This window comes from Actinomycetota bacterium, from assembly GCA_005888325.1.
Lineage (GTDB): Bacteria > Actinomycetota > Acidimicrobiia > Acidimicrobiales > AC-14 > AC-14.
Genome location: VAWU01000056.1, coordinates 15439 through 27023, shown reverse-complemented (window position 1 = coordinate 27023; position 11585 = coordinate 15439). Strand labels below are relative to the sequence as shown.

Annotated in this window: 13 protein-coding genes; 2 read left to right on the top strand and 11 right to left on the bottom strand. The window is 71.8% G+C overall.

The window, feature by feature from the left end:
• The 8 genes from E6G06_16620 to E6G06_16585 form a co-directional block, all read right to left on the bottom strand.
• Positions 1 to 1162: acyl-CoA dehydrogenase (locus E6G06_16620; GenBank protein ID TML88215.1), on the bottom strand; the 1162-nt coding region annotated here is incomplete at its 3' end.
• Positions 1159 to 1944 carry an enoyl-CoA hydratase/isomerase family protein gene (locus tag E6G06_16615; GenBank protein ID TML88214.1) on the bottom strand — a complete coding sequence of 262 codons (786 nt, stop codon included), beginning with the start codon at positions 1942 to 1944 and terminating at the stop codon, positions 1159 to 1161. The genes E6G06_16620 and E6G06_16615, both read right to left, overlap by 4 nt.
• Positions 1941 to 3200 carry a hypothetical protein gene (locus E6G06_16610; protein TML88213.1) on the bottom strand — a complete coding sequence of 420 codons (1260 nt, stop codon included), beginning with the start codon at positions 3198 to 3200 and terminating at the stop codon, positions 1941 to 1943. The genes E6G06_16615 and E6G06_16610 overlap by 4 nt, the downstream gene beginning before the upstream one ends.
• The gene (locus tag E6G06_16605) at positions 3197 to 3592 is read right to left on the bottom strand and encodes a PaaI family thioesterase (GenBank protein TML88212.1); all 396 of its coding nucleotides are present in this window, start codon (positions 3590 to 3592) and stop codon (positions 3197 to 3199) included. The genes E6G06_16610 and E6G06_16605 overlap by 4 nt, the downstream gene beginning before the upstream one ends.
• Before the next feature lie 249 nt (positions 3593 to 3841).
• A complete protein-coding gene (locus E6G06_16600) occupies positions 3842 to 5452 on the bottom strand; it encodes an ATP-dependent acyl-CoA ligase (protein TML88211.1) in 1611 nt (536 codons plus the stop codon).
• Positions 5453 to 5649: 197 nt separating this feature from the next.
• Positions 5650 to 6207 carry a hypothetical protein gene (locus tag E6G06_16595; GenBank protein ID TML88220.1) on the bottom strand — a complete coding sequence of 186 codons (558 nt, stop codon included), beginning with the start codon at positions 6205 to 6207 and terminating at the stop codon, positions 5650 to 5652.
• 610 nt (positions 6208 to 6817) lie between these two features.
• Positions 6818 to 8791 (bottom strand): bifunctional aldolase/short-chain dehydrogenase, encoded by a 1974-nt coding sequence (locus E6G06_16590; protein ID TML88210.1) that lies wholly within the window; start codon positions 8789 to 8791, stop codon positions 6818 to 6820.
• Between the two features lie 87 nt (positions 8792 to 8878).
• Positions 8879 to 9073, bottom strand: coding sequence for a hypothetical protein (locus tag E6G06_16585; protein TML88209.1), 195 nt, complete (start codon positions 9071 to 9073; stop codon positions 8879 to 8881).
• On the opposite strand from E6G06_16585, the gene E6G06_16580 reads away from it, so the two are divergent.
• Complete coding sequence (locus tag E6G06_16580) at positions 9063 to 9428, top strand: hypothetical protein (GenBank protein TML88208.1); 366 nt, start codon at positions 9063 to 9065, stop codon at positions 9426 to 9428. The genes E6G06_16585 and E6G06_16580 overlap by 11 nt on opposite strands.
• Positions 9388 to 9834 carry a hypothetical protein gene (locus tag E6G06_16575; GenBank protein TML88207.1) on the top strand — a complete coding sequence of 149 codons (447 nt, stop codon included), beginning with the start codon at positions 9388 to 9390 and terminating at the stop codon, positions 9832 to 9834. The genes E6G06_16580 and E6G06_16575 overlap by 41 nt, the downstream gene beginning before the upstream one ends.
• Here E6G06_16575 and E6G06_16570 read toward each other — a convergent pair.
• The 3 genes from E6G06_16570 to E6G06_16560 all read right to left on the bottom strand — a co-directional run.
• A complete protein-coding gene (locus E6G06_16570) occupies positions 9820 to 10059 on the bottom strand; it encodes a hypothetical protein (GenBank protein TML88206.1) in 240 nt (79 codons plus the stop codon). The genes E6G06_16575 and E6G06_16570 overlap by 15 nt on opposite strands.
• 117 nt (positions 10060 to 10176) lie before the next feature.
• Complete coding sequence (locus E6G06_16565) at positions 10177 to 10923, bottom strand: flavodoxin family protein (protein ID TML88219.1); 747 nt, start codon at positions 10921 to 10923, stop codon at positions 10177 to 10179.
• 115 nt (positions 10924 to 11038) lie between these two features.
• The coding region (locus tag E6G06_16560) for a hypothetical protein (GenBank protein ID TML88218.1) at positions 11039 to 11585 on the bottom strand (547 nt) is incomplete at its 5' end.

Genomic DNA, 11585 nt, shown 5'->3' with positions numbered 1-11585 from the left:
GGTTGACCTCGGACGTGCCCCCCTCGATGGTGTTGGCCCGGCTCCGCAGCATGCCCGAGATCTCGTACGGCAGACCCTCCTCGTAGCTCGTCGCGCCGTTCACCCACGCGGTCGCGCGCGCGCCGAGGAGGTCGGTGGCGAGCAGCTGCACGCGCTGGTTGAGCTCGGCACCGTGGACCTTGCCGATCGAGCTCTCCGCACCGGGTGGCCGCCCCGCCCTGGCGTTGGCGCGCACCCGCTCGTTCGTCCACTCGCGAACCTTCTCCTCGCACCAGAGCCCTGCCAATCGCTGCCGTACCACCGGGTCGGCGGCGCGCCCGCGCTCCCGCGCCAGGCGCAGGAGGCGGCCGACGCCGGAGCCACCGATGCGGTCCACACCGCCCGAGCCCGAGCCCGCCACCATCTGCCGCTCACCCGACAGCGTGGCGTTCGCTACCTTCCATCCGTCGCCCACCGCGCCCACCCGGTGCGCGTCGGGCACACGCGCGCCCTCGAGGTAGACCTCGTTGAAGTCGACCTCGCCGCCGATGTGCCGCAGCGGTCGCACGGTGACACCCGGCTGGCGCAGCGCGAGCAGGAAGTAGCTGAGCCCTTCGCGCTTGGGGACCTCGGCGTCGGTGCGGGCCAGGAGCACCGCGAAGTCGGCCAGATGGGCCCACGTGGTCCACACCTTCTGGCCGGTGACGACCCACTCGTCGCCGTCGAAGTCGGCGCGCGTTGCCAGCGAGGCGAGGTCGGAACCGGCCCCCGGCTCGCTGAAGAGCTGGCACCACACCTCCTCGTTGCGCACGATCGGCGGCAGGAAACGCCGGCGCTGGTGCTCGGTGCCGTGGGCGAAGAGCGCCGGCGCCGCCAGGTTGAGGCCAAGCGGGTTCAGGCGGCCGAGGTTGAAGGGTCGCAGCTCGTTGTCGATGGCCCGCGCCACCGTGTTCGACGCGCCCAGCCCGCCGTACGCGACGGGCCACGCCGGGGCCACGAGGCCCGACGCGCCGAACACCGGGTACCAGGCCTCGTAGTCGGCGCGCGGGCGCACGGCCCGGATGGCCGCCGGCCCGCCGGCGGCCGCCTCCCGCCATCGAGCGGGGACGTGCTCCTCCACCCATGCACGGACCGCAGCGACTGCGCCTTCGACGTCGTCTGCATCGGTCAGCACGATCGTCATCGGCCCTGGTACTTCGGCGGACGCTTCTCGCTGAACGCGGCGAACCCCTCCTTGAAGTCCTGGCTGCGCGACGACAGCTCGAGCGCGAACGCCTCGTTGGCGAGGTGGGCGTGCAGGTCGAGTGAGGTTCCCGTGTTGAGGAGTCGCTTCGTCAGGCCGACCGCGACCGTCGCCGACGACGCCAGGGTCGCGACCAGCGCGGCGGCCTCGCGGTCGAGCTCGTCGCCGTCGACGGCGCGATGGATGAGGCCCCACCGCGCGGCCTCCGTCCCAGTGAGCTCGCGGCCGAGGATGAGCAGTTCCCGCGCCCGGGCCATGCCCACCATACGCGGCAGCAGCCAGGCCGCCCCGCTGTCGGGGGTGAAGCCCCGCGCGAGGAACGGCTCCCAGAACCGCGCGTCGCCCGCCGCGACGGTGAAGTCGGCGGCCAGCGCGAGCTGGAAGCCGATGCCCGCCGCCCAGCCGCGCACCACGCACACCACCGGCACCTGCACCTCGAGGACCAGCGGGATGAGCCGGTGCGCCTGCGCCGGCAGACGGCGCTGGATGCTGCCCACCCGGGGTCGCTCGCCGCGAGCCTGATTGCGACCGACGAGGTCGAAGCCGCTGCAGAAGTCGTCACCTGTGCCGGACAACGTGACGACGCGCACCCCGTCGTCCTGTCCGGCCGCCTCGAGGTGGCCGATCAGCGCGGCGACGGACGCGTCGTCGAGCGCATTGCGGCGGGGGCTGTCGAGCCTCAGCCGGAGGACGGCGCCATCGCGCTCGACGTGCAGGGTCACGAGAACCCCGCGACGACGGCGTCGAGCGCGCCCTGCAGGTCGCCGGCTCCGCCGGGTGGCGGCGGAAGCCGGACCGGCCCGTGCCGGCGGCTCGGGAGCAGCACGCTCGCGTGGCCGGGGCACGTGACCTCGCCCCGTTGGTTCTCACCCCACACGTCGAGGTCGACCGCCGGGCCGATTCCGTCGACGACGTAGCGGCGGGTCACCCGGCCGCGCATCCAGTGGGTGTCGCCGACGTAGTTGAAGAGGCGGAACTCGCAGTCGAGCTTCCACAACCAGGCGTCGTCGCCCATCCAGTCGGTGCACAGGTGGATGAGCCACGTCTCGCGCATGCGGCCGTAGTCGAACGTCGTGGGGTTGCCGGCTCGGCGGGCGTAGGACGGGTCCCAGTGGACCCGCTGGAGCACGTCGGGCACGCCCAGGTCGTCCTTGTGGAAGAACCGCGGCACCCGGCGGCGGTTGCGCCATCCGAGGCGCAGCGGCTTCACGCCGTAGAGGCCCATGCCCATGCCGACGTGCCAGCAGATGATGTCGGTGACGGTCAGCGGCCCTTTCACGAGCGGGCCCACCTCGTCGCCCTCCTCGACGTCGTCCCACCAACGCGGCTCGCTCCCCCGCGCCCGCTCGCGGGCGTAGTGCTCGTCGATCTCGGCCAGGGCGTCGTCGGTGTAGGGCTCGATCACGACATCGTCGTACTTCTTCCGGTCGCGCGCCTTCTCGCGCTCGGTGCGTATCATCAGCCGGTACTGCCCCGCCAGCAACGTGCCCTCGTCGTCACGGAAGACCTGCGCGGTCCACTCGTGGATCGCACGGCCCGCGAAGTCGCTGGGCTTGTCGAGCACGCCGACGAGGGCGTTGCGGCGGAACACCCGCCGGTCCGGCCGCAACGGCGCCCACCACTCGCGTGCGCTGGCCGAGTAGTACGCGTGGACGCCGCGCAGCGGGTCGCCCTTCATGAGGGCGACGTGCTCCGGCGCCACCGCGGTCACCTCGTCCTCGCCGATCAACGTGTCGCCACCCACCGCGGGGGGTGGCGCGATCACGCCACGCCAACGGGTGGCCGCGGCGTGCTCGCGGTCCCACCACAGCGGGTTGTCGTCGCCGTAGGACTCGGCGATGTGGCGGAACGCATCCTCGTTGGGGCGCAGGTAGTGCGGCGGCTGCGGGTGCGGCTCGGCGATGCCGATGCGCGCCCGCAGGCGGGCCACGGCGTCGTCGGTGATGCCGGTGTTGCCGGTCGTCCGCGCCGCGCTCATCGCCGGCCCGGCCGCCCATCGGGGCGGGTCACGTGCATCGCCACCACCATGTCCGCCTCGGCTTCGAGCACGACGTCGTCATCCACCGAGATCGTGCACCACGCGCGCGCCGCCTCGTCGGCGGTCTGCTCGCACCGCGCCTCGAGCGTGAGCTCCCGGTAGAGAGGGATGGGGCGGCGGTACCGCACCGTCATGGCACGGGTGACACATGTCAGGCCCAACACGAACGGCGCCACCGCCACCAGCTGGTCGGCGATCATCGCCCCAACCCCGCCATGGGCGACGCCCGGCGGGCCGACGTGGCGGCGGGTCAGGTGGGCCGTGCCCCGCACCCGCCCATCCTCGAAGCGCAGGCGCACGTCGGGGGCCGACGGGTTGCAGTCACCGATCACCGGGCTGAGCGGCAGGGGGCCGGCCGGGGTGGACAGGTCGAGCTCGCGACCATGCAGCCCCGAGTAGGGACCGTCGTCGCGGGCCGCGCCCAGGCGGCGCCAGCTCCCGCACCTCGATCGTCACGCCCTCGAGCTCCGGCTCGCCGACAGCCGTCTCGGCGGCCGCGTCGGCCAGCGCGCGCAGCGACGACGCGAGCTCGCCGACCGCCTGCCTGCGGGTGCTTCGGTCCTCGCTTGACGGAAGACCGTTCACCGTTCCACCACGAAGCCCACCGCGTCACGGTCCCACGTCGCGGCGGTGACGCCGCGCCGGCGCACGAGGTACTTCTGCACCCGCCCCGTCGGCGTGTGCGGCAGCTCGGCGACGAGCTCGATGTAGCGGGGCACGAGGAAGTAGGGCGCGTTGTCGTTGACGAAGCGCGCGAGCTCGTCGGGTTGCACGCATGCGCCGGGCCGGAGGACGACGTCGACCTTGATCTCGGCCTCCGACTCGAGCTCCGCCGACGTGACGCCGTACGCCGCGCACTCGGCCACCCCAGGGTGGCCGGCGACGGTGGCCTCGACTGCGAACGACGACACGCTGCGCCCTTTGTACCGGATGTAATCGGCCTTGCGGTCGAAGAAGAAGTACTCGCCCTCCTCGTTGCGCCGGCCCAGGTCGCCGGTGTGGTACCAGAGGTTGCGGACGGCACGCAACGTCGCGTCGGCATCGTCGAAGTAGCCGTTGAACAACACGTACGGCTCGGTCGGACGCACGCAGATCTCCCCCACCTCGTCCACCTCCACCTCCCGGTCGTCGTCGTCGAGCAGGCGGACGTCGATGCCCGGCAACGGCACCCCCGCGGTGTTCGGGCTCCAGCGCCGGCGGCCGTCGTCGACCCGCGACAGGAGCCCGAGCACCTCGCTCTGCCCGTAGCCCTGGTAGATCTGCTCGATCGCGAACCGCCGCTTGAACGGCTCGAGGAGCCCCTCGGGCATCGGGACGCACGAGGCGACGCGCACCGGGTTGACCGCGTCGTCGGGCCGCTCGGGTTGCTGCCACAGGAAGACGTGCATGGCGCCCAGGGTGAAGGTCTGCGTGGCGCCGTAGAAGCGGACGCGGTCCCAGAAGTCCGCCACGGAGAAGCGCGGGTCGAGGCCGAAGGGGAGCCCGCACACGAGCGCCCGGTAGACGATCGCGACCCATGCGGCCGAGTTGTGCATCGGCAGACAGCAGTAGAGGACGTCGCCATCGCGTGCGCCCGAGGTGGTGGCGCCGCTCTCGGCGCCGCGCAGCCAGGCGTTGTGGCTCTGCATCACGCCCTTGGACCGGCCGGTCGTGCCCGAGGTCCACAGCACCGCAGCCGTGTCGCCGTAGTGACCGTCTTCACCCGTCCGCACCGACACCGCGTCTCCGCTCTTGGCCGCTGAGGCCGGGCCGGACAGGTCGAGGGCGCCTGACTCGTCGCGCACGACGACGTGCTCGAAGGGGAGGCCGTCACCCAGCTCGACCACCCGCGGCAAGAGACGGGCGTCGACGACCAGCACGCGCGCCCGGCTGCCGTGCAGGCTCCCCCGCAGCCACTCGCCCTTGAAGTCGATGTTCGTCGCCACCCAGACGGCTCCGATGCGATTGACCGCGAAGCTCAGCAGCACGAATTCGGGGCAGCTCTCCATCAAAACGGCGACGGTGTCGCCCCGGCTCACCCCCAGCGCATGCAGCCCGGCGGCGAGCTCGTCGGCGCGCCGGTCGACGTCGGCGAAGGTGAAGTGCCGGTCGCCCGACATGATGAACACGTCGTCGCCCACCTGCCCGGCCTGCAGTCGCAGCACCCGGTGGAGCAGGCGGTCGTGGCGGTCGGAGAGGTCGAGACGGTTCATCGCCGCATGGAGGCGGCGCCCACGCCGCGGATGAGCCCGCCGCGCTCGGGTTGCTCGTGCACGTTGTCGACGGCGAACGCACCCACGAAGCTAGCGGCGCCGGCGATGCGTCGCCACGAGCCGGCCGTGAGCGACCGCCACAAACGACGGCGCAAGCGACACCGCGGCCCACCGCGACACCTCGAGGCGTTCGGTCGTCAGTACGCCCCGCACGCCGCGGCGGTGGACCACTGGCTCCAGCCGCTGCGCTGCTGCAGCTTGATCGCCATCTCGTCCTGCACCGCCGGAGGCGCGTCCTCCGGGAGGCCCGTGCCGCCGAGCGACTGCCACGTGGCGAGCTGGAACTGGTACGCCCCGCCGCCCGGCGCCCGGTAGTTGTTGCCCGACTCCTTCTCGCGGATGCACGCCCAGATGCCGCCGGGGGAGCTCGGCGGGTCCACGGGTGCGGTTGGGGGCGCGGACGTCGCGGTGGTGGTCGGCGCCGGCGCGGAGACCGCATCCGGCGGCGGGGCCGGCGGGGCCGCGGGCGATTGCTGCGGCACCCCGGCGGCGCGCTCGGCACGGCTGAGCGCAGCCGCGAAGTCACGCTGCTGCTGCTGGCGAACCAGATCGCCGAGCTCGCCGCGCACCTGCAGGAGGTTCGCTCGTTGCACCGCCTCGGTCGACGCGACCTGATCGCGGCTCGCGCGCACCCGCTCGACCGACTGCTGCGCCGCCTGCCGCGCCTCACGCAGCCCACGCTCGGACGCCGCCATCTCGTCCCGCCTCCGTTGCAACGCGTCGATCGCGAGTCGATCGGAACGAAGGGCCGCGTCGATGTAGTGACGTCGCAGCTCGAGGTCGGCGCCGTCACTACCGACGATCTGCTCGACGAACGACACCTGGCCGCCGTGCACGTACGCGTTGACCGCGCGGCTGGCGAGACGCCTCCGAGCGGTGACGAGCACCGCCTGTGCGGCTTCGACCCGCGCCTGCGCGGACCGCATGCGTGCGTCGGCGTCGTGGACGTCGTAACTGGCGAGGCGGAGCTTCCGGTCGGCCGCGGCGATCCGTTCGGCCTGCGCGTCGACCTCCGCCTTGAGGCGCGCCGCCTGGGCGCGCTTGTCGGCGACCGTCACGGCTCTCGTCGCGACGGGGAAGGCGATAGAGACCACGAGAGCGGTCGCGAGGAACACGGCGGGCCGTCCGTACGGCCTGATGCTTGCGCTGACTCTCACGAGATAGGCAGATGCTCGACCGGGCACGTGTGTTTCGCGAGGGAGCGCCGCCCGACCACCCGCGAACCTAACCAGCGGGGTCGACCCGAGCAAGCAGCCAGGTCGACGAAACGTCCCGATCGGCGGAAATGTCCCGCGAGGGGGCGGATCAGACGATCCGCTCGTTTCCTCCGTCGATCGGCACCTGTGCCCCGGTGGTCTTCGAGAACGCGGGAGAGCAGAGGGCGACGATCACCGCCGCGACGTCTCGGCTCGTGATCTCCACGCCGAGCAGGTTGTTCGTCCGGTACTCCTCGACGGTGAGGCCATAGGCGGCAGCACGCGCCTCGATCGCGCTCGGGTCCCAGACGCCTGTGTCGAACACGGCGTTGGGATGCACGATGTTGACGCGGATGCCCTGCGCCGCCCACTCGAGCGCCGCCACCCGCGCCAGTTGGGTCAGGGCCGCCTTCGACGCGGAGTAGGCGGCGGCGCCGGGTCCCGGTGCGTGCACGTTCTTCGACGCGTTGACGACGACGCGGCCGTGCCGCGGTGAGCGCGCCAACAAGTGCGCGGTCACGCGCAGGAGCGACAGGTTGGCGTCGACGTTGACTGCCATCACGCGTCGCCACTCGTCCCGCGACAGCTCCTCGATGCGCGCGGACGGCGGGAACACGCCGGCGTTCAGCACGAGGATGTCGAGACCCCCGAACCGCTGTACGGCGGTCTCCAATGCCTCCTCGACCGCGGCCTCGTCGGTGACGTCGCAGCGGACACCGAGGAACGCGTCGTCGCCGTGTTGATCCGCGACCCGTCCGTCGACGTCGAGGCCCACGACGGCGGCCCCGCCGTCGAGCAGCGCTTCGGCGGTGGCGCGCCCGATGCCGGAGGCGGCCCCGGTGACGAGCGCGATCTCCCCCGCAAGCGGCGCCGGCGGGCCTTGCCGCTTCAGCTTCGCCTGCTCGAGCTCCCAGTACTCGACGTCGAACAGATCGCTCTCGGGGAGCGCCTGCCAATCATCGAGCGCAACCGCGCGCTCGATGGAGTCGAGCGTGTGCAGTGCGATGTCGCGCGCCACGGCGGCGTCGCGGCTGGTCCGCCCGACGGTCAAGAGACCCAGCTCGGGGTCGAGGATGACGCGCGGCGCGGGGTCGAGCATGGCGAGCGGCGCACCCGATCGAGGCGCGTTGCGTTCGAAGTAGCGCCGGTAGTCGTCGACGTAACTCCGGACGTCGCGCCCGACGAGCGGAACTCGCTTGGTGCGGATGACGTGGTCCGGCGTGAGAGGACCGCGCCGGGCGAGCGCGGCGTGATCGTCCCGACCCAGGAAGGCGGCGGTCCTGGGCGTCCGCGTCGCCAGCATGATCATCGGCGCCCCGGCGGCCTCCGACACCTCGCCCCGCAGGTCGGCGAGCGCGTTCCGCCGGGACCCCCGGGACTGCTCCGGGCCTGCCGTCGGGAGCGCCCAGGCGCGGTGCTGCTGCAGGTAGTCCTCCGCCAGGCTGACGAGCTCGATCATGCGCTCGTACGACTCGCGGGCATCCTCGGCGAACGAGAAGATGCCGTGGTTCATGAGGGCCATGCCGATGGTGGCACCGGTCCGCTCCGCCGGGAACACCTGGGCGCATCGGCGGGCGAGCGCGAACCCCGGCATCACGTAGTCGACGACGACGACACGGTCGCCGTACAGCTCCTCGATGCGTTTGCGCCCGTTCGGTGTGTTGGTGATGGCGAGCACCGCATCGGCGTGGGTGTGGTCGACGTAGCGGGCAGGCAGGATCGCGTGCAGAATCGCCTCCACCGACGGGGCCGGCGCGTCACCGCGCGTGCAGGCCAGGCGCAGCTGGTCGGCCATCTGCGCGTCGCTGAGCTCGTCGAGCCCGGCCAGCGCCAGCAGGTGATCGAGACGGACGGGTGCGAAGCCCCGTTCGGTGACGGTCGCGAGATCGCTGCCGGACCCCTTGACGTAGAGGACGTCGAGGGGCCGGCCGAAGAGGTCGGGCTCGGCCAGCTTGACCGAGGTGTTGCCGCCGCCGTGCATGACGAGCGACGTCTCGGCGCCGAGGAGCCGTGAGGTGTAGACCCGCGGCCCGAGCGGTCCCGGGTGTGCGGCGGCGTCGACGTCCGACCATTGGCTGCGCATCTCCCGAGTGTGGCCGATCGTCCGGGACCGCGCGTCAGGGCGGTTCCGGCGTCGAGCCGGACATCACGGGACCGGATCGGGGGCAGGTCAGCTGGTGACGGTGCCGGGGGGCGCGGCACCGTGGCCCACACCGCTCGGCCCGCGCGGAAAGCCGCGACCCCGTCCACCGAACGGATGATCGGGCTTGAACCGCATGCCTTCGTTCACCAGGCGGGTGATGCGGTCCTTCAGGCCCGCCTTGATGGAGGCGGCGCGCTCGGCGGTGATGCGCTTGTCGGTCACCGCCTGGTCGATGCGGCGCCTGGTCGATGCGGCGGTTGACGTCGGCCACGAGCGCGTCGATGACCTTCTGCACGTCGACGCCCTTGGCCTTGGCCACCTCGGCGATGGTCTTGCCACTGCGCAGCTGGTCGCGCAGGTCGGCCTCGCTGATCCCGATCGCCTTGGCGACGACCGCGGCCTCGGCGCCGGGCGCGAAGCCCGGGCGCCGGCCGAAGCCCTCGTGGCCCTTGAAGCACAGGCCTTCGTTCACCAGGCGGGTGATGCGGTCCTTCAGGCCCGCCTTGATGGAGGCGGCGCGCTCGGCGGTGATGCGCTTGTCGGTCACTGCCTGGTCGATGCGCGATGCGGCGGTTGACGTCGGCCACGAGCGCGTCGATGACCTTCTGCACGTCGACGCCCTTGGCCTTGGCCACCTCGGCGATGGTCTTGCCACTGCGCAGCTGGTCGCGCAGGTCGGCCTCGCTGATCCCGATCGCCTTGGCGACGACCGCGGCCTCGGCGCCGGGCGCGAAGCCCGGGCCCCGGCCGAAGTGGCGATCACCGTGGGGCATCGCGCCTCGGTCGGGCGCGACGGTCGTGGTCGGCGCGCTGGTGCCCGACTGGGCCCCCGAGATCCCGGGGATCCCGAGCACCGCACCGGCCACGCCGCCGCCGACGAGGGCGCCCGTCAAGGCGAGCGCTCCGATCAGCCGTTCCCTACGCATCTGAATCCTTTTCGTCGTGTTCGAATCGCCGCGGTGACGACGTCAGACCGGAGGTGAGCCGACGTCCGCCGCGGGTGTGGTCGTGCCGCTGTCCCCATTGCCCCCGTGGTGCCAGGGGCAGTACCGGTGATCCGGCTGGGCGGAGGGCGGCTGGGTCGTCGCCGGCGGCGACTGGGTCGTCGAGGGTCCATCGGTCTGGGCGGATGCGAGACCCATCCCGAGCGCGGCGGTCGCCCCGGCGGCGACCGCTCCCACGAGCAGCCTGCGGGTCACGGGTGTCATCGGCGCTCCTTGTCTGCCACTGGTCGATCGGCGGCTGTGCACCAGTAGACCGCACCCGCCTGGGACGAACCTGTGAATCGGCGCGCCGGCGGACGAAACGGACGTCGGCCCACCGGCTCAGCGGTAGTCGGGATTCGGGAAGTCGGAACGGCAGCCCGCGTCCCATTCGGAGCGTTGGTTGCCGTGGGCGGGGATGCCGCCGGCGTCCTTCAGCATGCGGGCCAGGTGGAGGAGGTTCCAGGTCATGAACGTCGTGTTGCGGTTCGTGAAGTCGTTCTCGGGGCCACCGCTGCCCGGATCGAGGTAGGAGGGCCCGGGCCCCGCCTCGCCGATCCACCCCGCATCGGCCTGCGGCGGGATCGTGTAGCCGAGGTGCTGCAACGAGTACAGGATGTTCATCGCGCAGTGCTTCACGCCGTCCTCGTTGCCCGTGACGAGGCAGCCGCCCACGCGCCCGTAGTAGGCGTACTGGCCGCGCTCGTTCAGGAGGTGCGAGTTCCCGTACAGCCGCTCGATCACCTTGGTGCAGACCGACGACTTCTCGCCCAGCCAGATGGAGCTGCACAACACGAGGATGTCTGCGGCCTGGACCTGCTCGTAGAGCTGCGGCCACTCGTCCCGGTCGTAGCCGTGCTCGCGCATGTCGGGGTACACGCCCACCGGGATCTCGTGGTCGACCGCGCGCACGAAGTCGACGGTCACGTCGTTCCTGCGCATGATCTCCATCGAGATCCTCGCCAACCCCTCGGTGTGGGAGAGCTCGGGTGAGCGCTTCAAGGTGCAGTTGATGAACAACGCCCTGAGGTCGGAGAAATCCCAGCCGCTCTCTCGACAGAGAGCCTCCTGCTTCTCGGTGAGGGCCATGACGTCCTTTCGCAACCCGACGGTCGACATTCCACCATGCCCCGGCGCGTCTTCTTGTCGTACGTAGCCGTCCTGAGGACGGTTGCCTACGACAAGAACGCGGGGTCGGGGGCGGTCACCGGAACACACCGGTGTGGCCCAGGCTGTAGCGGCCCGGCTGCGGGAACACGCAGAGCCCGTGGGGGCCCCTGCCGACGGGGATGCGGTGGAGCACCTGCCCGGTGCGCGTGTCGATGACGTACACCGCCGCGTCGTACCGGCCCGAGAGCCACAGCTGTGTGCCGTCCGCCGACACCCCACCCATGTCGGGGCTGCCACCGGTGGGCCAGGTCGCGGAGACGTGCCCGGTGGCGAAGTCGATCACCGACACGCTGCCGGCGAGGCGATTCGAGACGTACAGCGCGCGCCCGTCTCGACTGACGTAGAGCCCGTGGGCACCTCTGCCGGTCGGGATGAAGCGTCGCTCGGTCATCGAGCTCGCGTCGACGACCGAGACCCCGCCGCGCACCTGGTTGGCGACGTAGAAGACGGAGCCGTCGGGGGACAGCTTCACGTCGACCGGTGACCCTCCCACGTGCAGCTCGCCGGTCACGCTCATGTGCTCGACGTCGACGCGCACGACCCATCCCGAGAACTCGCAGCTGAGGAGCATCTCCTTGCCG

Bases quoted from the DNA above. Each gene is read 5' to 3' on its own strand.
- E6G06_16590 (TML88210.1), bottom strand. From the start codon at position 8,791: ATGCGCAGCCAATGGTCGGACGTCGACGCCGCCGCACACCCGGGACCG.
- E6G06_16595 (TML88220.1), bottom strand. From the start codon at position 6,207: ATGGCGGCGTCCGAGCGTGGGCTGCGTGAGGCGCGGCAGGCGGCGCAG.
- E6G06_16570 (TML88206.1), bottom strand. From the start codon at position 10,059: ATGACACCCGTGACCCGCAGGCTGCTCGTGGGAGCGGTCGCCGCCGGG.
- E6G06_16610 (TML88213.1), bottom strand. From the start codon at position 3,200: ATGAGCGCGGCGCGGACGACCGGCAACACCGGCATCACCGACGACGCC.
- E6G06_16565 (TML88219.1), bottom strand. From the start codon at position 10,923: ATGGCCCTCACCGAGAAGCAGGAGGCTCTCTGTCGAGAGAGCGGCTGG.
- E6G06_16600 (TML88211.1), bottom strand. From the start codon at position 5,452: ATGAACCGTCTCGACCTCTCCGACCGCCACGACCGCCTGCTCCACCGG.